The organism is Streptomyces sp. NPDC006743 (genome assembly GCF_040703815.1).
Taxonomy (GTDB): Bacteria; Actinomycetota; Actinomycetes; order Streptomycetales; family Streptomycetaceae; genus Streptomyces.
Genome location: NZ_JBEYJA010000005.1, coordinates 66,985 through 89,694 on the forward strand (window position 1 = coordinate 66,985; position 22,710 = coordinate 89,694).

A 22,710-nucleotide genomic window follows, 5' to 3' on the forward strand; every position below is an offset into this window, starting at 1 on the left:
CGTTCTCGGTTTCGTACGGGGTGGGGAGGCCGCCTCACGGCGCGAGCCCCATGTCGGCCAGGCGCGCCCGCTGGGTGTTCTCGGCCCATTCGGCGGCGGTCGCCATCCGTTCCTCGGCGGTGGTGTCGGCGAGCCGGCGGCCCGGCCACACCTCGTAGTCGCCCGCGATGTCCCGGTGCTGTTCGAGGCCCTGCTGGTAGAGCTGTTCGCGCCGCAGGGTCAGTTCGCGCACGGGCAGCCGCGACCACAGCTCGACACCGCGGGCGATGAGGCCGCCGATGCGCTTGCGGTCCTCGGGGTGCTGTTCCAGGTGGCGCCGGACGATGGTGGTGCCCACCGACAGGTGGCGGATCTCGTCGATGCCGGCGGCCCGTTCGATCTCGGCGGCGGCGGGGTCGAAGGGGCGCCACTTGCGTTCGCTGAGTTCCGCGGTGGGTGCCAGGACGCCCTCGACCAGCACGGTCAGGGTGATGACCCCGCCGACGTAGTCCCGCTGGTCGCGCAGGACCTCGAGGCCGAACTCCTCGAGCGGGGCGAGGACCGCGTCCCGGTCGGCCCCGGCGAGGTCCTCCATGGTGGCTTCCAGGTCGGCCGTCTCGACGCCGAGTTCCAGGAGGTGGCCGCGGAAGGCGTAGGCGTGGCGGGCCTCGTCCATCAGCTGGGTGGTGTAGAAGTCCATGCCGCTGAGGTCGGGGGCGTGCGCGACCAGGTAGGAGATGGCGCGGGCCGCCTTCTCCTCGGCCATGGAACGGAAGGCCAGTTCCTGCATCACGGCCTGCCGCAGCGGCCCTTCGCACAGCATGTGCTCCGGGACCGTGACGTCCGGGGTGCGGCCCATGGGGTCGCCGGCGAGGGTGCCTTCGGGGACGGCGCGGAACCAGTAACCGAGGTCGCAGCCCTCCGGTGTCAGGTCGGCGTGCAGCGCGCCGTCGAGGAGGCCCGGGGCGCGGTTCCGGTCGGCCTCCGCGGGGATCGCGGTGGGGCGGGCCGGGCCGTGGGCGACGGTTGTGGTCATCTCTGCCTTTCAGCTCAGGGTGTGTTCGCGTCGGTACGCGGGGGGAGAGGAGGAGGGCGGGTTCAGACGGCCTTGGTCAGCCGCATCAGCCGCCATACGGCGCCGGGGGTGACCCGGCCCTGGAAGGCCAGGTACTCGGGTTCGATCAGCTGCGGACGCCACTTGAGCTTGAACGACTCCTGGGTGGCCGCCGGATAGATCGCCTGCCCCTTGGCGGCGAGGAGTTCCAGACAGCGCCGCAGGGCGCCGCTGGTGGGCCCGAAGGCGCATGCGTCCGGCCGGAGCTGGACGAACGGGGTGAAGCCGAGGTGGAGCCAGGCGCAGTCCTCGTCCTGGAAGCGGCGCAGCGCGGTGGCGAAGACCATCTCGACGGTGCCGGGCGGCGCGTCGGGCAGCCGCCGGGTCAGGTCGTAGAGCCAGCCGGAGCGGTCGCCGAAGACGGGCGAGTACGACACGTAGGCGACCGTCCGTCCCGCGTGCCGGGCGGTGAACAGCCGCCGGTGCGGTGCGCCGGGCCCGCCGCGTTCACCGATCAGGAAGTCCAGCTCCTTCACATGGCGGCCCTTGTCGCGCAGCCAGGCCCGGTCGACGGCGTCGAGGTCGGCACGGACTCGCGGGGCGGTCCGCTCCCCGGCGGTCACCTCGGTGACGGTCACGCCTTCGCGGCGGGCCCGGTTGACCATGTTGCGCACCTTGACCATGCGCTGTCCGCCGAGGCCGTAGCCGTCGAGGTGGATGCTGAAGGAGGCGCCGAACTGGTTGACGGTGAAGCCGTGCCGGGCGTGCAGTTCGGCCGCCGGGCGCGGCAGTTGGACCGCGGTGACGCGGCGGCCCTCGCTCCTGGCCCGTTCCAGCAGCGCGGCGAGCAGCCGGTCCCGGTCCCCGGCGGCGCAGATCGGTCCGCCCAGCGCGAACAGATGCCGCCGGCCGCCCTCCCGGTAGGGGACGAAGCCGTCGACGCCGGGGGTGCGGAAGCGGCGGTTGCCCGCGTTCAGGGCGAGGAAGGCGCTGCTGTGGCCGGCGTGGCGGCGCAGCATGGCGTAGGCCTCGTCGTCGTCGGGGGCCTGCGGCGGCCGCGGGGGCGGGGAGGGCTGCCGCGCCTGCCGGGTGCTCATCGGGCGGCCGCCTGGTGCCAGGGCACGGACGCGAAGTCGTGCAGCGCGGACTGGACCGAGGGGTGTGGGAGAGGTTCGAAGGACACGGTGAACGACTTGACGAAGTTGCCGAACAGGGCGCGGTCGCCGAACAGGTGGATCGGCAGGACGAGCAGCGCCCATTCCCAGCCGTGCACCAGCACCCAGGCGCCGAGGACCGCGCCCTGCACGCTGAGGCTGTGCATGGTGTTGTACAGGACGTAGTAGACGCGGGAGATCCGCCGGTCGGGGCTGCGGTGGTAGGCGACGGCGCCGGGGAGGTAGCCGATCAGGTCGACGTAGAGGAAGAGCACCGCGGCGACCCACCAGCGGACCTCGGCGAGATGGGCCAGGAAGAACCCGGCGGCGACGAGCAGTCCGAGCAGGTACTCCAGGCGCAGCAGCCGGTAGGTGGTCGGGGTCTGGCAGAGGTTGTGGCCGTCCATCGCGCTCACCGCCCCCCGGCGGGCCGGGTCGCGGTGACCAGGACCATGCTCTGCCTCTCCAGGCCGGGGTGGGCGGCCAGGTGCGGAGCGAAGCGTTCGACGGCGTACGGCAGGGCGAGCAGGTCGGCCGTACGGGCGTCCCAGCCGCGTTCGCCCCACCAGTGTTCGGCGTCCGCCAGGTGCCACACCCATGGGGTGCCCGAGCCGGACAGGGCCTCCAGCCAGGGCCGGACGAAGGGCGAGTCGGCCGCGTCGGCGTTCAGGCACTCCGCGCCCAGCGTGCTGCCGGGCGCGGACAGTTCTCCGACGGTGGCGACGAGGCGGTCCACGGCCTCGGGGGCCAGGTAGAACAGGAGCCCCTCGCACAGCCAGGCCGTGGGCCGGCCGGGGTCGAACCCTGCGGCCCGCAGGGCGCCGGACCAGTCGGTGAGGAGGTCGGCGGCGACCGGGACGCGGCGGGCGACGGCCGCCGGGTGACCGGAGACGATGCGTTCCTTGAAGGCGTGCACGGCCGGCAGGTCGACCTCGAAGAGGTGGACTCCGTCGGGCCAGTCGAGCCGGTGGGCCCGGGTGTCGAGCCCGGCGCCCAGCAGGACCACCTGCGGGCAGCCGGAACGGGTGGCGGCGATGAGGTGGTCGTCGAAGAAGCGGGTGCGTACGGCCAGCCAGTCCGGCAGTACCTGCTGGAGCAGGCCGCTGCCGGGCGGGGTGCCCGCCTCACGGGCACGGGTGAGGAACTCGGCGGCCAGCGGGTCGTCGAAGAGGGCGTCGGCGCGGGCGGACTCCTGGGCCCGCATCCGTACGGTCCACAGGGCCGTTCCGGAGACGCCGTCCAGGGCGGCGGACACGGGGTCGGTCCCGTCGGCGGAGTGGGTGTCGTCCTGCGGCAGCAACATGGGCATCGGTCGGGATCCTTCGTCTCAGGGGGCGCACACGGGCGGGTCGTCGGGGCGGGCGGCGGCGCGGGGCCACCGGACGAGCGGCTCCCCCGGGCCGCGGGTGTGCCGGGTGGCCGGGGCCGGGCGCCGGGCGCCGGGCGCCGGGCGCCGGGCCAGCGTGGTGGCCGGGCGAGCGCGGGGGGCGGCATCCGGGCGAGCGGCGGCAGACGGCTCCGGGGGGGGAGGGGTGTGCGGGGTCGGCTCGGTGGTGGGTGGGGGTGGGTTGGTCAGGTGGCGAGTCGGGGGCGGTGAGGTGACGAGGTGGTGGGCGGGGGTCAGTGGGGGGCGAGGGGCGGTACGGGGTGAGGCCGTGGTCGGTGAGGGGGTGAGCCGGTGGCCGGGCGGCCCGGCGGCTCGGTGGCTCGGCGGCTCGGTGGGGGGCCGGGGCGGCGGGTGGCCTGGTGGGCCGCGCGGGGCGGTTGCCGCGCGGGGCGGTTGCCGCGCGGAGCGGTTGCCGCGCGGAGCGGTTGCCGCGCGGGGCCTGCGCCGGGGGCGAGGGCGGTGTGGGCGGGGCGCGGGCTGGCGGGGGCGGGTTCAGCGGGGTGCCCGTCGGCGGTCGAGCAGGAGGGCCGCGGCACCCAGGGCCATCAGGCCGCGCGAGGGCGACCATGAGCGTTGCCCGCCCAGGGAGGCAGGGGTGTACGGCTCGTTGACCTGGAGGGCGAAGCGGCGGTTGGCGGCGTCCGCGAGCACCCCGCGCCACTGCTCGGGGCCCGAGGTCACCGCGGTGAGCAGGTCCATGGTGTTGCGGGCGACCTGATCGAGCGAGAAGTACTCGCGCAGCAGCGAGACGATGATGCCGCGCACCTCGGACTTGAAGACCTCGGCGAGCGCGATGTCCGGTGCCAGGCAGCGCACCGAGCCTTCCAGGTTGGCGAAGGACTTGCCCAGCAGGGAGATGGCCGGCGCCGAGCCGATGCCCCGCCGTGTGGCCTTCTCCAGCACGGTGGTCAGGGACACCCCGAAGTTGATGTCCTCCAGCGAGGCCGTGGCCACCTTGGGCACCAGGGCGGCCATGTCGGAGGCGAAGGCCGGCAGGTTGGACCAGGCCGTGACGCGGCCCATGTCCGCCCACGCCCAGGCCAGTCCGTGCCCGTCGTTCTGGGCGATGGACATCAGCAGCGGCAGCAGGCGCAGGCTGGTGCGCCGGTCGAGCCGGCCGACCATGCCCCAGTCGATGAGGGTGGCCGGGCCGCCCGGCCGCGCGAACACGTTGCCCGCGTGCGGGTCGGCGTGGAACATGCGGTCGACGAAGTAGCCGCGGTACATGAACCGCAGCAGGTCCTTGCCCATGTCCGTGCGTTCCCGGTCGCTGAACGCGCGCCGGTCGACGTGGCGGACGGAGGTCCCCGCCGCGAGCGACTGCACCAGCACCTTGGGGGTGGCGTGGACGACCCGGGGCACCTCCAGGGTCGGGTAGCGGCGGATGTTCTCGCGCGCCTCGTCCATGTTGCGTGCCTCGCCGGTGAAGTCCAGCTCGGGCTCCATGGCGTCGAAGATGGAGTCGAGCATCGCCTCCACGTCGATGACCTCGTTGAAGCGGGGCGCGGTGCGTGCCAGGATCCGGGATGCCTTGCGCATCAGCGCCATGTCGGCGCGTACGGCGTCGCGGATGCCGGGGCGCTGCACCTTGACGACGGCCGGGCGGCCGCCGGGCAGTTCCACCCGGTACACCTGGGCCAGCGAAGCGGCGCCGAGCGGGCGGGTGGTGTCGATGTCATCGAAGCAGAGTTTCCAGTCCGGACCCAGCTCCGCCTCGAGGACGGGTTCGAAGACGGAGAACGGCTGGACGTCGACCTGGTCGTGGAGGTTCTGCAGTTCGGCGATCATGGCGGGGGGCACCATGTCGGGACGGGTGGACAGGATCTGTCCGAGCTTGACGTAGAACGGGCCGAGGCTCTCCAGCGCCTGACGGACCGCTCGCGCGCGGCGGCTGCCCTCCCCGGCGGAGGCCTCGGCCGAGGGCGGCGAGTCCCGCCCGAACTGCCGTCTGGCCCGGGCCATCTGGCCGACCTCGTCGGTGACGAGGCTTCCCAGCACCTTCACCACCAGCCGGAGCCGGCTGCCGAGCGGGGCACTCATGTGCCACATCCTCCTGATGTCTGACGGATGTCGGGGGTTCCCGACGGGACCCCGGGTCCGCCGGGCGAAGGCACCGAGGTGCCGTCGGCCGCAGCGGGTTGCCGGGCTGAGGCACCGAGGTGCCGTACGGCCGCGGTGACTTGCCGGGCCGAGGAACCGAGGTGCCCGCTCGCCGCGTGAAGTTGCCCGGCCGAGGCGGCCGAGGTGCCTTATCTCTGCCGGGAGTTATCGGGCCGAGGAGCTGAGATGCCGTACCTCTGACGGGAGTTACCGGGCCAAGGAGCCGAGATGCCCAACCACCGCGAGGAGTTGCCGGGCCAAGGCGCCCCGGTGTCCCCGGCGCCGCGGTGGGTCTCCGGGCGGGGAGGCACGGAGTGCCCGGGCGGACGCCGTGGCCCGCGGGCGGGGGCGCGAAGCCCCGGGACGGACGCGGAGCGACCGGAGGGATCACGCCCGTCCCGCGAGGCGGGCGCCTCGGCCCGGCACGGTGCTCGTCGGCCCCGCGAGGCGGCCACCGGACGAAAGCGAGCCTCCGCCCGGTGAGGCCGGGGAGCCCGGGGGCCGGGGGCCGGGGGGCCGGCCCGGAAGCCGCGAACCGGGAGCCGCGGAGGGCTCAGGTGGCTTTGCGGGCGGCCGGGGTGCTCACGCCGGCGAGCGGGCCTGCGACCTTCTGGACGTTCTCCAGGACGCTCGCCAGGTTGGCCACGAGTTCGGTGAGCTGGGAGAGCTGGCCGGGCAGCGCGGCGAGCCCCTCGGCCATGCCGGCCGCACCCGACACCGCCGAGGCGGCACCGCCCGCGACCTGGCCCAGTGCACCGAGGGGATTGCCGCCACCGGTGAGGGCGCCCAGGGGGTTGGCTCCACCCGCGAGCGCACCCAGAGGGTTGACCGCGCCCGCCGCGCCGGTCAGCGCCGCGAGCGGATTCGCGCCCCCGCCGGTGAGCGCCGCCAGGGGGCTGCCCGCGGCGCCGGTCAGCGCGCCGAGCGGATGGCCCGCTCCGGCCGCCGCGTTGGCGGCGTTGGCCAGCGCGGCGACCGGGTTGGCGACCCCGCCGAGGGCGGACAGCGCGCTGACCGTCCGGAGCACGTCGCCGGGCAGGCCGGTGAGTGCCTGGTACGGGTTGACCGGCCCGAACCAGTCCAGGCCGCCGCGGTCGTCGTCCTTCCGGTCGAGCAGTTCGTCGAAGGCCTTCTTCGTGCTGTCGGCGATGTCGCCGATCAGGTCCTTGATGGTGTCCTGCGTGTTGTTCTTCCCCACGGTCACTTCCCTTTCATGAGCCTGCCGGGATCCGGGGAGGTCGACCCACGGAGTCCCGAGGTGGTGTGCACGGAGTGCGGAAATTGATTCCCTGATGTCCAGGGAAATCGAAGGTCCAGAAATCCAAGAATCCGGGAACCGAAAATCCTTGAAACGAACCTGATGGAGCTTTTCTGCGGATTCCACTCACGTTTTTTCTTTACATCACGGAATCTACCGCCGATCGCATGCGATCATTTTCTGGTTCAGGCCATCGCGCCGTCCAGCGCGCGGGCACACACCAGCCGCAGCCGGGCCCTGCCCCGGGTGAAAGCACCTTCCGCCGCCTTCACCGAGATCTGGTGCATGCGCGCGAATTCCAGCGTGGAGATGCCCTGGGCGCGCGCCAGCACGACTTGGCGCTCGCGGCCGCGCAGCAGGTGCACCTGACCGAGCAGCCAGCGCCCGAAGTCCTGGTCACACACCCCTTCGTCCGGCATCTCGGGAGCGCGCGCATCCGCCGCACGTCGCAGCAGCCGATGGCGTCGTTCCTGTTCACGGTAGTGATCGACACACAGGCGCAGGGCGACCGAGGTCAGAAACGGCCCGATCCGCTCCCGGTCCAGGTTGCCGTGCGCGGCAGCCCGGAGCATTGCCTCCTGTACGCAGTCCTCCGCGTCCTGGGCGTTCGGAAGCCGGCGGCGCACCAGCCGCATCAGGCGTTCGCGGTGGCCGGCAATGACATCCCAGGAGAATTCCCGCTGGAACTCTTTTGAACGATTGAACTCTTCAGAACAGTCCACGAAATCCCTCCGCCCGTCACCCCGGAAAATGTCCTTCCCGGCACATCAGCAAACGGGGGAGATGGACGTCCACTCATCCGCGTGAAGGCGGCAGGGAACGCGGTACCTCGGGTTCCGTTTCGTGCTAGCGTGCCATCGGCGAAGAGGCCGGTCGGACCACTGTTCCAAGAAGTCGGCGCAGCAGGAATCCGCCCAGCGGAAACGTCCCGGCAGGCGCGGAAACGTACCAGCACTGGGTAAAGCGTGACCGGTTTCCGTGGGACTCTTCGGCAGGGCCGGGTCCCGCCGCGCGACCGCCGGACCGGGCGGGGCGGCGTCAGCCCCGGGGAGCGGCGATCCGGATGAGCGCCCCGCCGGTCCCCCGCATCCGCGTGAGAAGACCACCGCCCTCGCCGGGCCGGATGTCCGAGCGGGGCAGGCCACCCCTTCCGGGGGCGTCGGGCGTGGTGAGCAGGTGGCCCGCCAGGGCGGCCCCCTGCCGCCGTTCCCGGCCGGTGTGCGGGGAGGTCCCCCGGCCGGGACCGGCGGCGGGGCGCTCGTACGGCCGGCTCATGCCTGCACCGCCAGGCTCTGCCGGGTGACCGGGGCGAGCGGGGGCAGGCCGGCGGCGTAGCGTTCCAGCTCGGTCAGGGCCAGTGCGCTCATCCTGCGGGCCTCGGAGCCGAGGGACCCCGCGATGTGCGGGGTCAGCATCACGTTCGGCAGGGTGTACAACGGCGAGTCGGCCGGCAGCGGTTCGGGGTCGGTGACATCGAGGACCGCGTGGAGTCCGGCCCGGCAGGCGGCCTCCAGCGCCGCCGTGTCGACGAGGCTGCCGCGTGCCGTGTTCACGAGGACCGCGTCCCGGGGCAGAGCGGCCAGCTCGGCGGCGCCGATCATGTGCCGGGTCCCGGGCAGCGCGGGCGCGTGCAGACTGAGGACGTCGGCGCGGGGCAGTGCCTCGGCGAGGGTGGCGGGTTCGCCGCCCGCCGCGACGATGCGTGCGGGGTCGGCCACCGGGTCGACGACGAGGACCCGTGCCAGGTCCAGTTCGCGCAGCAGCCGTACGACGCGGCTGCCGATGCGGGAGAAGCCGACGACCACCACCGTGCGGCCGGCACCGGTCAGTTCGCCGCGGCGCTCGACGTAGCTCCAGTCGTCGCGGAAGCGCCGGGCGTCGTTCGCGAGGAAGGGAGCCTTCTTGAAGGCCCACAGGACGGCGGCGAGGGTGAAGTGGGCCACCGGTTCGGCGTTGGCGTCGGCGGCGGTCGTCACCAGGATGCGCCGGTCGAAGACGGCGTCCGTGACGTGCGGGCGCACCGAGCCCGCCGCGTGCAGGACGGCACGCAGCCCGGGGGCCGCGTCCAGGACCCGCGCGTCGAGCGGGGGGCAGCCCCAGGAGGTGATCAGCACCTCCGTCTCACCGAGCCGGCGCCGGGTGCGGGGCGAGGCGAGTTCGTCCACGACCACGGGTTCACCGAGCGCCGCCACCGCCCGCAGCCGCGTCATCTCCTCCTCGCGGAACTGCGTCTCGCGCGACCTGGCGTCCATGACGAGCAGCGTCTCGGGACGCCTGACGGTCCCGGCGGGCGGGCCGGGCGCGGGCGCCGGGGCGGCCCCCGGTGAAGCGGCGGCGGGCGCTGGTCCGGGGGTGGACGCCGGTGTCGCGCCCACCGGCCCGGGGGCGGGTGGCTGGGCGGCTCCGGAGCGGGCGGTGCTGTCGGTCACGTGATGCTCCCTGCGGCGAGTCCGCTGCGCCACTGGCGTCGCAGCAGCACGAAGGCGGTGACGAGGAGGGCGGGGGCGGACAGGGGACCGGTGATCACCAGGAGGTCGGACGGCGGGAACTGCCGGTCCTGATCGAACGCGTCGGCCGTGATCGACCACGATCCCGGCGCCGGGCCCCCGCGCCCATCCGCGTCCACTCTGGCCTGTCCGGCCTTCCCGGCCTTCCCGGCCTTCCCGGCCTACTTGGCCTACCTGACCTTCCTGGCCTTCCCGGTCCGCCCGCGGTTCACCCGAGGAAGCTCAGCCGTACCTGACGGTTCGGATTGTCGACATTGGTGTCCACCAGGCACACCGACTGCCAGGTGCCCAGCTCCATCCGGCCGCCGATGACGGGGACAGTGGCGTGCGGGGGGACGAGGGCGGGCAGGACGTGGTCGCGGCCGTGGCCGGGACTGCCGTGGCGGTGCTGCCAGCGGTCGTCGGCGGGCAGCAGGGTGTGCAGGGCGGCCAGGAGGTCGTCGTCGCTGCCGGCGCCCGTCTCGATGATCGCGATGCCGGCGGTGGCGTGCGGTACGAACAGGTTCAGCAGGCCGTCACGGCCGTCGGAGACCTCCCGCAGGAAGGCCTCGCAGTCACGGGTGAGGTCGACGACCCTCTCCCGTGAGCCGGAAGCGACGTTCAGCACTCGGGTGGTGAAGGCATGTGACATGCACCCATCCTCCTCGATCCCGGGGAAGATCCGTGCCCGCGGCGCGGTTGGTGCCTGCGTGAACAGCACACACGAGGTCGACGTGGTCGTCGTCGGCGCCGGTCAGGCGGGTCTGGCCGCCGCCCATCACCTGCGGCGCACCGGTCTCGAGCCGGATCGCGGCTTCGTCGTGCTCGACCACTCCCCCGGCCCGGGCGGCGCCTGGCAGTTCCGCTGGCCCTCTCTGACGTACGGCAAGGTGCACGGGATGCACGCGCTGCCCGGCATGGAACTGACGGACGCGGACCCCGCGCGGCCGTCCTCCGACGTCATCGGCGAGTACTTCGCCCGGTACGAGCGCGCGTTCGACCTGCGCGTACGGCGGCCCGTCGACGTGCGTGCCGTGCGCGAGGGCGCCGGAGGGCGTCTGCGCGTGGAGACCTCGGCCGGGGTGTGGGCGCCACGCGCGCTGATCAACGCGACCGGCACCTGGGACCGGCCGTTCTGGCCCCGGTACCCGGGTCAGGAGACCTTCCGCGGACGGCAGCTGCACACCGCGCAGTACGCCGGTCCGCAGGAGTTCGCCGGACAGCGGGTGATCGTGGTCGGCGGCGGCGCCTCCGGCACCCAGCACCTGCTCGAACTCGCGCCCTACGCCGCCGCCACCACGTGGGTGACCAGACGGCCGCCGGTCTTCCGTGCGGGACCCTTCGACGAGGACGCGGGCCGTGCCGCGGTCGCGCTCGTCGAGGAACGGGTCCGCCAGGGGCTGCCGCCCCGCAGCGTCGTCTCGGTCACGGGGCTTCCGCTGAACGACGCCGTGCGGGAGGGGCTGCGCGGCGGCGTCCTGGACCGCCGGCCCATGTTCGACCGGATCACCCCCGACGGGGTGGAGTGGCGGGACGGGCAGCGCCTGGCGGCCGACGTCATCCTGTGGGCGACGGGGTTCCGGGCCGCGCTCGGCCACCTCGCCCCGCTGCGGCTGCGGGAGCCGGGCGGCGGCATCCGCGTCGAAGGCACCCGTGCCGCGGCCGATCCCCGCGTCCACCTCGTCGGTTACGGTCCCTCGGCGAGCACGGTGGGCGCCAACCGTGCCGGGCGTGCGGCCGTCCGGGACATCCGGCGGCTGCTGGCCGGGGAACCGGCCGTCGCCGCCTGAGTCCGTCCTGGGGACCTGTTCACCTCCCGGCCGGTTGCGGACCACGGCTCGGCCGCTGGTCCCCCTGCGCCCCGTCCCCGCGCTCTCCGTCCCCGTGCTCCGCGTGCCCCTGCTGCTCGCTCCGCTGCTGGACGAGGCTCCGCCGGCGCGCGTTGAACTCCTCGACGTTGCGCTGGTGCTCGGCGTAGTCGGCGGTGAATCGTGTGTCACCGGGCTTGACCGTGACGAAGTACAGCCAGTCGCCCGGGGTCGGGTTGTACACGGCGCGCAGGGCGTCCTCGCCGGGGCTGTCGATCGGGGTCGGCGGAAGGCCCATGCGCTGATAGGAGTTGTAGGGACTGCCGATCCGCGTGTCCTCGGCGGTGGTGCGGACGGTGCTGCGGCCGAGGCCGTAGTTCAAGGTGGAGTCCATCTGGAGCGGCATGCCCTGCGCCAGCCGGTTGAAGACGACCCGCGCCACCTTCCCCATGTCGGCCCTGGTGGCGGACTCGGCCTGCACGATGCTCGCGATGGTGACCGCCTGGTAGAGGCTCATCGCGGTGCGGGGGGCGCCCGCGGCGACCGGCGCGGCGGAGAACTTCCTGTTCGCCGTGGAGACCATGGCCGACAGCAGCGACCGCGGCGTCGTCCGTTCGTCGACGGGGTACGTCGCCGGGAACAGATAGCCTTCCGGATTGCCCTCGGCCGCATCCGGCAGCTTGAGGCCCGCCCCGGCGGTCGCCTGTTTCGTACTGCCGGGGGGCAACGCGAGCGCCTTGTCGACGGCGGCGTACACCTGGACGGCCCGCCAGCCCTCCGGGATCACCAGCGTGCGCGGGCGCACCGCCCCGTCGTCGCGCAGGGTCAGCAGCGGCACCACCACGGCGGTGCCGGCCAGGGCGGCCCCGGACACGAGGAGGACCAGTCGGCCCCGCCGCGTCAGCTTGACGGTCTTCCGTGACGGAGTGTTCGTCTGCATGCGGGCACGGTAACCCTCCCGGGCCCGCAAACCCGGCATATCGTCATCTTGTCGGCGTCCGGCGGGGAGTGGTCCGCTCGGGCCCCGCGCTCGCGCGCCCGCCGCGGGCGCAGGCCGGGCCACCGCGGGCCGTCAGGCCGTCGGCTCCAGCCGGGCGTCACGGCGGACCAGCGCCGCGTAGCGTCCGCCCAGTGCCAGCAGTTGATCGTGCGTACCGTGTTCGGCCACGCGGCCGGAGTCGAGGACCATGATCTGGTCGGCGTCGCGGACGGTGGACAGGCGGTGCGCGATGGTGAGCGTGGTGCGGTTGGCGGACAGCGCATCGATGGCCTCCTGGACGGCCGCCTCGGTCCGGGTGTCCAGGGCGCTGGTGGCCTCGTCGAGGATGAGGACCGGCGGGTCGCGCAGGATGGTCCGGGCGATGGCCAGGCGCTGTTTCTCCCCGCCGGAGAACCGGTGGCCGCGCTCGCCCACGACGGTGTCGTAGCCGTCGGGCAGGGCGGCGATGTGGTCGTGGATCTGGGCCGCCTTCGCGGCCGCGTGCAGTTCCTCGTCCGCGGCGTCCGGCTTGGCGAACCGCAGGTTCTCGGCCACCGAGGCGTGGAAGAGGTACGTCTCCTGCGAGACCACCCCCACCGCGCGGGCGAGCGTGTCGAAGTCCAGGTCCCGCACGTCGACGCCGTCCAGCGTGACCCGGCCCCCGCTCACGTCGTACAGCCGGGGGACCAGATATCCGAGCGTGGACTTGCCGGCGCCGGTCGGACCCACGACGGCGAGGCTGCTGCCCGCCGGGACCGTGATATCGATGCCGTCGAGGATCGGCGCTCCCTGGCCGCCCTGGTGCGCCTGATGCTCCTGACCTCCCAGGCTCCCCTCGACTCCCAGGTCGGCCTTGTCGCCCTTGCCGCTCCTCTCGCTCCTGTCGCCCCTCTGGGCCCTCCCGTCCTGACCGCCCTTGTCGTCGTAGCGGAAGGTGACGTTCTCGAAACGGACTTCGCCCTTGACCCGGTCGAGGCGCACCGGCCGCTCCCGCTCGGTGATGTCGATCGGGAGGTCGAGGTACTCGAAGATGCGCTGGAAGAGAGCGAGCGAGGTCTGGATCTGCACACCGGTCGCCAGCAGGCTCACGGCCGGCCGGAACAGGCCCTGCTGGAGCGAGACGAAGGCGACGATCGTGCCCAGGGAGACCTTCGGACCGCCGACCTGGAGCGCGACGCCCGCGGTCCAGTAGATGACGGCCGGCATGGCGGCCATGACCACGGTGATGACGGCCATGCGCCAGCGCCCGGCCATGTTCGAGCGCACTTCGAGACCGACCAGGCTCTCCGACTCCGCCGCGAACGACGCGGTCAGCGAGTCGGAACGGCCCATCGTCCGGCCGAGCAGGATGCCGCTGACGGAGAGCGACTCGGTCACCGTCGCGGCCATCGCGGCCATCTGCTTCTGCCGCTGGGTGGTGATCTTCTTGCGCTCGTTGCCCACCCGGCGGCTGATCCACACGAACAGCGGAAGCAGCAGCAGGGAGACGACGGTCAGCCGCCAGTCGAGCGCGGCCATCGCGACGATCGTGGCGACCACGCTGGTGAGGTTGGAGACCAGCGAGGTGGCGGTGGAGGTGACGGTGGCCTGCATCCCGCCGATGTCGTTGGCGATGCGGGACTGCACCTCACCGGTGCGGGTGCGGGTGAAGAAGGCGAGGGACATGCGCTGCAGGCGCCCGTAGACCGCGGTGCGCAGGTCGTGCATGACGCGCTGGCCGACGGTCGTGGAGATCAGGGTCTGCAGCACACCGAAGACGCTGGTGAGGACCGCGCTGAGGATCATGCCCGCGGCGAGCAGGCTGAGCAGGCCGGTGCGGCCCTGCGGGATCGCGACGTCCAGGGTCTCCTTCAGCAGGAAGGGCGTGGCGACGGAGACCAGCGACGCCGCGCCGACGAGCAGGCCGACGACCGCGAGACGGCCGCGGTAGGGGCGGAACAGCCCGAGGATGCGGCGGACCTGCCGGGGCTGTTCCTTCGCGTCGGCGGGCGGGGTCCAGGAGGGGTGACGGTCGGGGTGCATGGGCTCCTACGGGAGTGAGTGGGCTCGGCGCGCGCCGTCCGGGCATACGGTCGGCGGCGGCTTTCCTGATGCTAGCTCATTGTTACCTATGCTCATAATGAACAGCGTCCTGATATTGTTCCCGTATGACGACCCCCGACGCCGACGGCCTCCTCGCCGAGCAGTTGCTGCTGCTCACCCGCCGGGTGCACCGCATCCAGAAGCGCCATCTGGAACAGCGATCCCTCGGCATCACGCCGGCGCAGTCCCGGCTCCTGCGCACCCTCGCGCGCTTCGGGGAGCCGCCGCGCATGGCGGATCTCGCCGCGTCGCTGGAGGTCGTGCCGCGCGCGGTGACCACGCTGGTGGACGGGCTGGAGGCGAGCGGGAAGGTGCGCAGGGTTCCCGACCCCGCCAACCGCCGCGTGACGCGCATCGAGTTGACCGACGACGGGCGCGGCGCACTGCGTGAATTGCACGGAGTGCGCCGGACCGCCGCCGAGGAGATCCTCGCGCCCCTGACCGACCCGCAGCGTGCGGCCCTCGGTGAGCTGCTGGACACCCTCGTGGGCACGACGCCCGCACGGGGGCACCGCTGTTGAAGGGGGTGAGGTGGCGCGTTCGAGGGCGCACGCCCGAACGCCTGCGGGGTGGGGCGCGGCCACGGGCGTGTCGGCAACAGGCTCGACCTCGCCGTGATCCTGCCGGATCACCGGCGCCGCGTCTGCCGGTCCGCACGCGGACCGCCGAACTGCTCCCGTACGTGGCCCGGCCGACTGTTCCCGGAGCCGGACCGGTCGGCTGTTCCTGAAGGCGGACGCGCCGGCTGTCCTGTGGCCGCCCGCCCGAACTGTTCCTGAAGGTGAACCGGCCGACTGACCTGTGGTCGGACCGGTCATTGTGCTGTGGTCGGACCGGTCAACCGTGCTGTGCGGGGGACTGCCGAACTGTTCGTGTCTCGTGGGTGGGCCGGCGAAGGGTCCGTGGACCGGGACCGGGGAACGGTCCGTGGACCGGTCTGCGGCCGCTACGCCCGCAGTTCCGCCTTGTCCCCCATCACGACCACCGGCTTGTCCTTGGGATCCAGCCTGCGCAGCAGGTACTCCATGGCCGACTCCGGAACGCTGACGCAGCCCAGCGTGCCGTCGCCGTGATCCAGATGCAGCCAGATGCCACCACCCTTCTTCTGCCCCTGCGGGCGGGTCGGATCGTCGGGACGCGTGCCCGGCCTGCGGTTGTAGTCGATGGCGATGACGTAGTCGAAGTCGTGCCAGTGGGCCTCGTCCCAGTAGTACGGGGTCGCGAAGGCGTCCTCGTCCTGGGTGTACGGCAGTCTGGTGCCGGGGTCGTCGAGGAGACCGCCGGCGTCGGAGAGCGTGAACACGCCCACGGGGCTGCGCTCGTCGCCCTCCCGGTGGTTGGGATTCCACCCCTGCTTGCCGTTGTGCGCGGCCCAACTGTCGACCCGCTGCCACGCCGTGCCGTGCTTCTCGTACAACACCAGGGTGGAGTCCGGGGAGTTCTTGCCCTCTCCGTACACCACCACCACCTGCCGGGTGCCCGCCGGAACCCGCCGCCACATCCGCTCGCCCACCCCCGGAACACGGGCCGGCTTCACCGTGGGACTGGGCCGGGCGGTCCCCGTGGGGCCTCCCGGTCGGGGGACGTCTCCGTGACGGACCTCGGTCCGCGGGCCACCACACGCGGCCAGAGCCGTCAGAAAGAATCCACAGGCCGTCATCGCGACCATCGCATGCCTTACGCCGCCTCTTCGCATGAACCCATGGTGGGCACCGGGGACCTGACGAACTACTCGACGTTGGTCCAAACAGCCTTATTCGCTTCTCTTTGGGGGGTGCCGGGCGCGGCGGACAGGCCCGGAGCAGGGGTCGAGGAGGTACGGGAACCACGGCCGCCGAGGCCCCGACCGCCATCCGGAATCCGAGCCCTCTGCGCGACACCCGGACGGCCGCACATGCACCCGTGGGCCGCACGCAGGGGCGGCCCGTCCGGCACGGCAGCGCACGCGTGGCCTGCCGGTACGGCCCCTGTGCGCGCGGCAGGTCGGAACGGCGGTGCGCGCGCACCGGCCGCATGGCCGGCTGCACGTGCCCGACCGCCGGAGTCGGGGTGTGCGGGGCGGCCCCTGGGTCCGGTCGGCGTGCGGGTGAACTCCCCGATCCGGTCGGCGCACCCGTGACCGATCGCCACGGCCGACGTGCGGGTGAACCCACCGATCCGGTCCGCGTCCACGTGGCCAGTCGCCGTGGCCGACATGCGGGACGGCCCGCCGATCCGGTCGGCTCACCCGTGACCGATCGCCACGGCCGACGTGCGGGTGAACCCACCGATCCAGTCGGCGTCCACCTGGCCAGTCGCCGCGGCCGACATGCGGGACGGCCCGCCGATCCGGTCGACGCACCCGTGACCGATCGCCGCAGCCGACGTGCGCATGGCTTCCCGCCCGGTCGCTGCCCGCTCGGCGTGCGGGCAGCCGGTCATCGCGGCCGGCGTGAGCGTGCGCCTGGCGCGGGCCCGTTCCCGGCCCGCTCGGCGTGCGCGGTCGTCAATCCCGTTGCCCCGCAGTGGAAAACCGGTTGCCTTCGACGACTCGGCGAAGCGAACCTGTCACGGTTCGTCGCCGCCGTCGCGGCCCTCCTCCGCCCCTGACCCGAACCACTGGGACGTCATGCAGATTCACGACCTTCCGTATCCCGACCCGGGCGTGCCGGACGCACGCTCGGGTCCCCGATTCCTGTGGTGGCTTTGGCGGAACCAGCTCGGCGGACAGCTGAGAGCGCTGGCCTGGGGGCTGCTGCACTTCTCCTCCGTCTCCGCGCTCCCGTTCTGCGTCGGACTCGCCGTCCAGGCGGTCGTCGACCGCTCGGGCACCCGGCTCGCCCTCAGCGGCGGCCTGCTCGCGCTGGCCTGCGCGGGCAACGCGCTCGGCGACACCTTCCTGCACCGTGCCGCCGTCACCAACTGGATCACCGCCGCGGCCCGCGTCCAGCAGCTCCTGGCCCGCAGAACCGCCCAGTTGGGCTCGGCCCTGACCCGTCGGGTCGCCGCCGGCGAGGTGGTGGCCGTCTCCACCGGGGACGTCGAGAAGATCGGCTGGTTCGTGGAAGCCGTGTCCCGCTTCACCGCAGCCGCCGTCACCATCCTGCTGGTGTGCATCGCCCTGCTCGTCTACCAGCCGGCGCTCGGCGTGGTCGTCGCCGCGGGCCTGCCCGTTCTGGCACTCGCCGTGCTCCCGCTGCTCCCGCGCGCCACCCGGCGCGCCGACCTGCAGCGCGAGAAGGCGGGCCGCGCCACCGAGCTGGCCTCCGACACGGTGGCCGGCCTGCGGGTACTGCGCGGCATCGGCGGCGAGGAACTGTTCCTCGACCGCTACCGCCGCGCCTCCCAGGAAGTCCGGCAGGCAGCCGTGCGCAGCGCTCGCATGTGGTCCCTGATCTCCGCCGTCCAGGTGCTGCTTCCGGGGCTGCTGCTGATCGCGGTCGTCTGGTACGGCGTGCACCTGGCCCGCGCGGGCCGGATCACCGTGGGCGAACTCGTCACCGTCTACAGCTCCGTCATGGTCCTCACCTATCCTCTGCGGCACTTCGAGGAGATCGCCATGGCGTACTCCTTCTCCCGGCCGTCGGCCAAACGCGCCGCACGGGTGCTGTCGCTGGAGCGGACCGCCGCCGCGGAAGCGGCCCCCGCGGACGAGCGGTCCCCCTCCTCCCTGGCACAGGCCCCCGCGGGGGATCTGCGTGACCCGGCGACGGGGCTGCTGGCGCCCGGTGGACGTCTGACCGCCGTGGTCTGCGGCGACCCGGACGAGGCGGGCCGGCTGGCGGAACGCCTCGGCGGCCACCCCGGCGAGCCCGGCCCGTCGGTGCTCCTGGGCGGCACGCCCCTCGACGCACTGCCGCTCGACCTGGCCCGAACGGCCGTCCTGGTGCAGGACAAGGATCCGGTGCTGCTGTCGGGTTCACTGCGGGAGCTGCTCGACGTGCCCGCCTCGGGTGAGGTCACCGCGGAGGCCGCGCTCGGGGCGGCGCAGTGCGGTGATGTCCTGGAGGCCCTGGCGCAGGCGTCACCGGTCGCCGGGGACCCGATGGACGTCCGGATCACGGAACGCGGCCGTTCCCTCTCCGGCGGCCAGCGCCAGCGGCTGGCCCTGGCCCGGTCCCTCGTCACCGACCCCGAGGTACTGGTCCTGGACGAACCGACCTCCGCCGTCGACTCCCACACCGAGGCTCGGATCGCGCAGGGCCTGCGGGACCTCCGTGACGGACGCACCACCGTGGTCTTCACGTCGTCACCGCTGGTCCTGGAACGCGCCGACCGGGTGGTGCTGCTCCACGAGGGAACGGTCGCCGCGGTGGGCACCCACCGCGACCTGGTGCACACCGACGCCCGGTACCGGGCCGTGGTGACACGCGAGACGGACCAGGAGCGCGCGACACACGACGACGGTGCGGAGCAACGAGCCGTGAACGGCGGGCAACAGACCCTGGGTGACAGGCAACACGCCCCGGATGACACGAGTGACACGGAGCCCGCAGCGGCCGGCCCACCGCACCGCCACGGCAAGTCCGCCCTCCGGGGCGCGCTCGAAGAGCTGGAAGAACTCGAAGAGCTGGAAGAGATCGAGGAGACCGCATGATCGGCGTGGCCCCGCCGTCGTACGACCCGGCGGCCCCGACGACGGCCGCCACCCTGCCCGTCGGCGCCCCCGCGACCGTACGCGCCTACGTGAAGGAGCTGCTGCACCGGCACCGCCGGGAGTTCGGCCTGCTCGTCACGGTCAACACGGTCTCGGTCCTCGCCTCCATGGCCGGTCCGTGGCTGCTCGGCGACCTGGTCGACCGGGTCTCGGACGGGAGCAGGGAACTGCGCCTCGGCCTCACCACCACGCTGTTCGTCATCGCCCTGCTCGCCCAGGCCGCGTTCGTGCGCGAGGTGCGGCTGCGCGGTGCGATGCTCGGCGAGCGGATGCTGGCCGACCTGCGCGAGGACTTCCTCGTCCGGGCGGTCGGTCTGCCGCCGGGCGTGCTGGAGCGGGCCGGCACCGGCGACCTGCTCTCGCGCATCACCACGGACATCGACCGGCTCGCCAACGCGATGCGCGAGGCCGTGCCCCAGCTGGCGATCAGTGTGGTGTGGGTGGCACTGCTGCTGGCCGGCCTGGTCGTCACCGCGCCGCCGCTCGGCGCGGCCGTGCTGCTCGCCCTGCCCCTGCTGTTGGTCGGCTGCCGCTGGTACTTCCGGCGGGCGCCGTCCGCCTACCGGTCGGAGGCCGCGGGGTACGCCGCGGTGGCCGCCGCGCTCGCCGAGACGGTCGACGCGGGCCGCACCGTGGAGGCACACCGGCTCGGTGCGCGCCGGATCGCCCTGTCGGAGCGCCGCATCAAGGAGTGGACGGCGTGGGAGCGCTACACGCTGTGGCTCCGGTCGGTGTTCTTCCCGGTCATCAACGTCACCCATGTGACAGTGCTCGCCTCCGTGCTCATGGTCGGGGGCGTGTTCGTGCTGCGGGGCTGGATGGGGGTCGGCCAGCTCACGACGGGTGCCCTCGTCGCGCAGATGCTCATCGACCCGGTGGGGCTGATCCTGCGCTGGTACGACGAGCTCCAGGTCGCTCAGGTGTCGATCGCGCGGCTGGTCGGCGTCCGTGACATCGAGCCGGAGGGCGGGGACGGCTCGCTCGCGCCTGACGGACGCGAGGTGCACGCGGACCGGGTGCGCTTCGGTTACCGCGAGGGCGTCGACGTACTGCGCCAGGTGTCCCTGAAGGTGGCCCCCGGCACCCGGCTGGCCCTGGTCGGCCCCTCGGGTGCCGGCAAGTCCACGCTGGGACGGCTGCTCGCCGGTATCTACGCGCCCCGGGACGGCCGGGTCACCCTCGGCGGTGCCGAGCTGTCGCGGATGCCCGCGGAAGCGGTCCGCTCCCACGTGGCCCTCGTCAACCAGGAGCACCACGTGTTCGTGGGTTCGCTGCGCGACAACCTGCTGCTCGCCCGCACCGACGCGGTGGACGCCGAGCTGTGGGCGGCGCTGGGCGCGGTGGACGCCGACGGCTGGGCCCGTGCCCTCGGCGAAGGCCTGGACACGGAGGTCGGCTCGGGCGCCCTCACGCTCACCCCGGCCCAGGCGCAGCAGGTCGCGCTGGCCCGGCTGGTCCTGGCCGACCCGCACACCCTGGTCCTGGACGAGGCGACCTCGCTCCTGGACCCGCGGGCGGCCCGTCACCTGGAACGCTCCCTGGCCCGGGTCCTCGACGGGCGCACGGTCGTGGCCATCGCCCACCGGCTCCACACCGCACATGACGCGGACGTGATCGCCGTGGTCGAGAGCGGCCGGGTCAGCGAGCTGGGAAGCCACGACGAACTCGTCGCGGCGGACGGCGCGTACGCGGCGCTGTGGCGTTCCTGGCACGGCTGAGCCAAGGGGCGGGACCGGGGCCCGGGCGGCCCAGGTCGGGCGGCCGCCCGCTTCGGCGGGCGCCGCACCCCGTGGCATTCTCCGGTCACGGCACGGGCCGGACAGGGCACGGGTGGGCCCGGGGACGCGGTCGGCGAAAGGTGCAGGGGCGGCGCAGGGCCCGGCGGCGGCGTGCCGTGGCCGTGCCGTTGCGCGGTGCCGAACAGGGGTGGAAGGCTGGAATGAGGCAGCGGCTCGGGGAGCGCCCTGGAACCGTCCGGTGCGCGCCGGGCGGCGAGAGAACGGGCCCGTCCCCACCACCTGGAGGTACCCGTGGACAGCGCCGACGGATGGGGAGACGACGTCTACCAGCCCGATGACGACTCCGAGATCAAGGAAGACACCGGAGTGCTGGACTCGGAGGACACCCTCGAGTACGACGGTGTCGACGATCCGCTGGACCGGGGCTGGTCGCCTCCCGAGCGGCCGTGGGCCGTGGAGCACACCGGGGTGACCGCGGCGGAGCGCCGGCAGGGCGAGACGCTGGAGCAGCGTCTGGCGGAGGAGCTGCCCGACCTCGCCCCGCCGGACGGCGACGGCATCGGTGACTGTGACGGCTCCGACGGGGAACTCCTGGACAACGAGGTCGGTGCCGCCCGCTCCGGCCGCCTCGTCGCTCCCGACGAGGGCGCCCACGAGGACGAGGAGAGCGCGCTGGTCGCCATGGACGTCGGGATCGACGGCGCGGCCGCTTCCGCCGAGGAGGCGGCGATGCACGTCGTCGACGAGGACACCCTGTACGGCTGACGCGGCCCGCCCGCGGTCGCCGCCGTCGCTTCCCGCGCCACCGCCGCACGACGAGGAGCATCCATGCAGCAGGACAAGCACCCCGACTACCACCCCGTGGTCTTCCGTGACCGGGCGGCGGGCTACGCGTTCCTGACCCGTTCGACCGCGGTCAGTGACCGGACGATCGACTGGGACGACGGGAAGAGCTACCCGGTGGTGGACGTGGAGATCTCCTCGGAGAGTCATCCCTTCTACACCGGCCAGGCCCGCACGGTGGACTCCGAGGGGCGTGTGGCCCGGTTCGAACGCCGCTACGGCGGCGGCTCGGGGCAGAGCCGGGACGAGGGGTGAGAGCGGCCACCGCCGCCACGGCGGCCCCATCCGCCGTCCGCGCACGGGGCGGACGCGGGAGCGCAGGGGCGAGGAGCGGCTCAGATGACGTTCAGCGCGGCCGCGCAGCCCACCCCGCCCAGCAGCATGAACACCGGCATCAGCACCTTCAGCTCGACCCAGCTGCCCGCCCGGAAGCGCATGGCCTTGGGCGGTCCGATGGGGTACCAGCGCCTGCGGCCCAGCGGTATCGGCCACAGGATGGGGCAGCCGGAGACGGTCAGCGCGTCCCCGATGTCGTGCACGAGCGCGCCCAGCACGATCGGCAGGCCCAGCCACAGGTACTCCTGGCCCGGCGCCGTGAAGAGCCAGTCGGATCCGTTGCCGGGCTGGTCGAGGATGCCGGCGAGGATCCAGGCGCTCGTCCCGGCCAGCAGCCACACCAGGATGTCGCTGCTGGAACCGCGGGCCGCCCGCCATAGCAGGCCCTCGATGGCCAGCACCATGTGCGCGAAGAGGATGGCGAGCACCGCCCAGCGTCCGCCGGTGATCGCCAGGGCCGAGGCACCGGCGCCGATGAGGACCGCCCACAGCCAGGTGTGGGTCAGCGTCCGGTGGCCACCGGAACGGCGCGGGTCGCCCTTCTTCCGGGTCGCCTTGTAGACGGCGTAGGAGAGCTTGTCGACGATCTCGCAGAGCCAGTGCGACAGGGGACCGAAGGCCCGCGAGATGGTGGCGGCCTTGTGGTCCAGGTCCGGTGCGAGTGCGGCCCCGGCGCAGATCAGCGCACCGACCAGCAGGACCGGCCAGGGCATCGCGTGCCCGGCCGCTGCCGTCGCCGCTCCGACCCCGAGCCAGGCCGCGGCGCCCGACAGTGAGTGTGCTGGTCCCATCATGGCCGTTCCCCGCCCCATTCGTCGTGTGCTGCCGCCCAGTTGGCCCGGTGCGCCGTGAGGGCGCCGACCACACAG

At 73.2% G+C, this 22,710-nt stretch carries 21 protein-coding genes; 6 read left to right on the forward strand and 15 right to left on the reverse strand.

The features are described 5' to 3' along the window. Nucleotides 1–34: 34 nt before the first annotated feature. From ABZ719_RS06450 to ABZ719_RS06500, 11 genes are all read right to left on the reverse strand, one after another. The gene (locus ABZ719_RS06450; RefSeq protein ID WP_366724087.1) at nucleotides 35–1,015 is read right to left on the reverse strand and encodes a VlmB-like protein; all 981 of its coding nucleotides are present in this window, start codon (nucleotides 1,013–1,015) and stop codon (nucleotides 35–37) included. 62 nt (nucleotides 1,016–1,077) lie between these two features. Continuing rightward, a complete protein-coding gene (locus ABZ719_RS06455) occupies nucleotides 1,078–2,130 on the reverse strand; it encodes a DUF2156 domain-containing protein (RefSeq protein WP_366724088.1) in 1,053 nt (350 codons plus the stop codon). Next, nucleotides 2,127–2,594, reverse strand: a complete 468-nt coding sequence (locus ABZ719_RS06460; RefSeq protein WP_366724089.1) for a hypothetical protein — start codon at nucleotides 2,592–2,594, stop codon at nucleotides 2,127–2,129. The genes ABZ719_RS06455 and ABZ719_RS06460 overlap by 4 nt, the downstream gene beginning before the upstream one ends. A 5-nt stretch (nucleotides 2,595–2,599) precedes the next feature. Beyond that, nucleotides 2,600–3,496, reverse strand: coding sequence for an SAM-dependent methyltransferase (locus ABZ719_RS06465; protein WP_366724090.1), 897 nt, complete (start codon nucleotides 3,494–3,496; stop codon nucleotides 2,600–2,602). A gap of 570 nt (nucleotides 3,497–4,066) precedes the next feature. After that, nucleotides 4,067–5,614 (reverse strand): AarF/UbiB family protein, encoded by a 1,548-nt coding sequence (locus tag ABZ719_RS06470; RefSeq protein ID WP_366724091.1) that lies wholly within the window; start codon nucleotides 5,612–5,614, stop codon nucleotides 4,067–4,069. Nucleotides 5,615–6,227: 613 nt separating this feature from the next. Then, a complete protein-coding gene (locus ABZ719_RS06475; protein WP_366724092.1) occupies nucleotides 6,228–6,872 on the reverse strand; it encodes a hypothetical protein in 645 nt (214 codons plus the stop codon). A gap of 245 nt (nucleotides 6,873–7,117) precedes the next feature. Beyond that, the gene (locus ABZ719_RS06480) at nucleotides 7,118–7,654 is read right to left on the reverse strand and encodes a sigma-70 family RNA polymerase sigma factor (protein WP_366724093.1); all 537 of its coding nucleotides are present in this window, start codon (nucleotides 7,652–7,654) and stop codon (nucleotides 7,118–7,120) included. A 316-nt stretch (nucleotides 7,655–7,970) separates the two neighbouring features. Beyond that, a complete protein-coding gene (locus ABZ719_RS06485; protein WP_366724094.1) occupies nucleotides 7,971–8,207 on the reverse strand; it encodes a hypothetical protein in 237 nt (78 codons plus the stop codon). Further along, nucleotides 8,204–9,361 carry a hydroxyacid dehydrogenase gene (locus tag ABZ719_RS06490; protein ID WP_366724095.1) on the reverse strand — a complete coding sequence of 386 codons (1,158 nt, stop codon included), beginning with the start codon at nucleotides 9,359–9,361 and terminating at the stop codon, nucleotides 8,204–8,206. The genes ABZ719_RS06485 and ABZ719_RS06490 overlap by 4 nt, the downstream gene beginning before the upstream one ends. Continuing rightward, nucleotides 9,358–9,558 (reverse strand): hypothetical protein, encoded by a 201-nt coding sequence (locus tag ABZ719_RS06495; protein ID WP_366724096.1) that lies wholly within the window; start codon nucleotides 9,556–9,558, stop codon nucleotides 9,358–9,360. The genes ABZ719_RS06490 and ABZ719_RS06495 overlap by 4 nt, the downstream gene beginning before the upstream one ends. 89 nt (nucleotides 9,559–9,647) lie before the next feature. Then, nucleotides 9,648–10,070: a secondary thiamine-phosphate synthase enzyme YjbQ gene (locus ABZ719_RS06500; RefSeq protein WP_366724097.1), complete on the reverse strand. Its 423-nt coding sequence runs from the start codon at nucleotides 10,068–10,070 to the stop codon at nucleotides 9,648–9,650. Nucleotides 10,071–10,128: 58 nt separating this feature from the next. Here ABZ719_RS06500 and ABZ719_RS06505 point away from each other — a divergent pair, with 58 nt between their 5' ends. Next, entirely contained in the window at nucleotides 10,129–11,208 is a 1,080-nt protein-coding gene (locus tag ABZ719_RS06505) for an NAD(P)-binding domain-containing protein (protein WP_366724098.1), read from the forward strand. 19 nt (nucleotides 11,209–11,227) lie between these two features. Here ABZ719_RS06505 and mltG read toward each other — a convergent pair whose 3' ends face one another. Both mltG and ABZ719_RS06515 read right to left on the reverse strand, forming a co-directional pair. Then, complete coding sequence (gene mltG / locus ABZ719_RS06510; RefSeq protein ID WP_366724099.1) at nucleotides 11,228–12,166, reverse strand: endolytic transglycosylase MltG; 939 nt, start codon at nucleotides 12,164–12,166, stop codon at nucleotides 11,228–11,230. A 132-nt stretch (nucleotides 12,167–12,298) separates the two neighbouring features. Continuing rightward, nucleotides 12,299–14,227 (reverse strand): ABC transporter ATP-binding protein, encoded by a 1,929-nt coding sequence (locus ABZ719_RS06515; protein WP_366724100.1) that lies wholly within the window; start codon nucleotides 14,225–14,227, stop codon nucleotides 12,299–12,301. Nucleotides 14,228–14,352: 125 nt separating this feature from the next. Here ABZ719_RS06515 and ABZ719_RS06520 point away from each other — a divergent pair, with 125 nt between their 5' ends. Then, entirely contained in the window at nucleotides 14,353–14,808 is a 456-nt protein-coding gene (locus ABZ719_RS06520; RefSeq protein ID WP_366724101.1) for a MarR family transcriptional regulator, read from the forward strand. A 425-nt stretch (nucleotides 14,809–15,233) separates the two neighbouring features. On the opposite strand, the gene ABZ719_RS06525 is transcribed toward ABZ719_RS06520, so the two are convergent. Beyond that, nucleotides 15,234–15,983 (reverse strand): L,D-transpeptidase family protein, encoded by a 750-nt coding sequence (locus ABZ719_RS06525; protein WP_366724102.1) that lies wholly within the window; start codon nucleotides 15,981–15,983, stop codon nucleotides 15,234–15,236. 912 nt (nucleotides 15,984–16,895) lie between these two features. On the opposite strand from ABZ719_RS06525, the gene ABZ719_RS06530 reads away from it, so the two are divergent. The 4 genes from ABZ719_RS06530 to ABZ719_RS06545 all read left to right on the forward strand — a co-directional run bounded on the left by ABZ719_RS06530 (nucleotide 16,896) and on the right by ABZ719_RS06545 (nucleotide 21,760). Beyond that, nucleotides 16,896–18,863, forward strand: coding sequence for an ABC transporter ATP-binding protein (locus tag ABZ719_RS06530; RefSeq protein ID WP_366724103.1), 1,968 nt, complete (start codon nucleotides 16,896–16,898; stop codon nucleotides 18,861–18,863). Further along, on the forward strand, nucleotides 18,860–20,641 hold the full coding sequence (locus tag ABZ719_RS06535; RefSeq protein WP_366724104.1) for an ABC transporter ATP-binding protein: 1,782 nt from the start codon (nucleotides 18,860–18,862) through the stop codon (nucleotides 20,639–20,641). Before ABZ719_RS06530 ends, ABZ719_RS06535 begins: the two co-directional genes overlap by 4 nt. 312 nt (nucleotides 20,642–20,953) lie before the next feature. Next, entirely contained in the window at nucleotides 20,954–21,427 is a 474-nt protein-coding gene (locus ABZ719_RS06540) for a DUF5709 domain-containing protein (protein WP_037854719.1), read from the forward strand. 63 nt (nucleotides 21,428–21,490) lie between these two features. Further along, the gene (locus ABZ719_RS06545) at nucleotides 21,491–21,760 is read left to right on the forward strand and encodes a type B 50S ribosomal protein L31 (protein ID WP_366724105.1); all 270 of its coding nucleotides are present in this window, start codon (nucleotides 21,491–21,493) and stop codon (nucleotides 21,758–21,760) included. A gap of 80 nt (nucleotides 21,761–21,840) precedes the next feature. Here the strand turns inward: ABZ719_RS06545 and ABZ719_RS06550 are convergent, their stop codons facing one another. Further along, complete coding sequence (locus ABZ719_RS06550; RefSeq protein WP_366724106.1) at nucleotides 21,841–22,635, reverse strand: metal-dependent hydrolase; 795 nt, start codon at nucleotides 22,633–22,635, stop codon at nucleotides 21,841–21,843. Between the last annotated feature and the right edge of the window lie 75 nt (nucleotides 22,636–22,710).

Bases quoted from the DNA above. Each gene is read 5' to 3' on its own strand.
- ABZ719_RS06450 (WP_366724087.1), bottom strand. From the start codon at position 1,015: ATGACCACAACCGTCGCCCACGGCCCGGCCCGCCCCACCGCGATCCCC.
- ABZ719_RS06455 (WP_366724088.1), bottom strand. From the start codon at position 2,130: ATGAGCACCCGGCAGGCGCGGCAGCCCTCCCCGCCCCCGCGGCCGCCG.
- ABZ719_RS06460 (WP_366724089.1), bottom strand. From the start codon at position 2,594: ATGGACGGCCACAACCTCTGCCAGACCCCGACCACCTACCGGCTGCTG.
- ABZ719_RS06465 (WP_366724090.1), bottom strand. From the start codon at position 3,496: ATGCCCATGTTGCTGCCGCAGGACGACACCCACTCCGCCGACGGGACC.
- ABZ719_RS06470 (WP_366724091.1), bottom strand. From the start codon at position 5,614: ATGAGTGCCCCGCTCGGCAGCCGGCTCCGGCTGGTGGTGAAGGTGCTG.
- ABZ719_RS06485 (WP_366724094.1), bottom strand. From the start codon at position 8,207: ATGAGCCGGCCGTACGAGCGCCCCGCCGCCGGTCCCGGCCGGGGGACC.
- ABZ719_RS06500 (WP_366724097.1), bottom strand. From the start codon at position 10,070: ATGTCACATGCCTTCACCACCCGAGTGCTGAACGTCGCTTCCGGCTCA.
- mltG (WP_366724099.1), bottom strand. From the start codon at position 12,166: ATGCAGACGAACACTCCGTCACGGAAGACCGTCAAGCTGACGCGGCGG.
- ABZ719_RS06515 (WP_366724100.1), bottom strand. From the start codon at position 14,227: ATGCACCCCGACCGTCACCCCTCCTGGACCCCGCCCGCCGACGCGAAG.
- ABZ719_RS06520 (WP_366724101.1), top strand. From the start codon at position 14,353: ATGACGACCCCCGACGCCGACGGCCTCCTCGCCGAGCAGTTGCTGCTG.
- ABZ719_RS06525 (WP_366724102.1), bottom strand. From the start codon at position 15,983: ATGCGAAGAGGCGGCGTAAGGCATGCGATGGTCGCGATGACGGCCTGT.
- ABZ719_RS06530 (WP_366724103.1), top strand. From the start codon at position 16,896: ATGCAGATTCACGACCTTCCGTATCCCGACCCGGGCGTGCCGGACGCA.
- ABZ719_RS06535 (WP_366724104.1), top strand. From the start codon at position 18,860: ATGATCGGCGTGGCCCCGCCGTCGTACGACCCGGCGGCCCCGACGACG.
- ABZ719_RS06545 (WP_366724105.1), top strand. From the start codon at position 21,491: ATGCAGCAGGACAAGCACCCCGACTACCACCCCGTGGTCTTCCGTGAC.
- ABZ719_RS06550 (WP_366724106.1), bottom strand. From the start codon at position 22,635: ATGATGGGACCAGCACACTCACTGTCGGGCGCCGCGGCCTGGCTCGGG.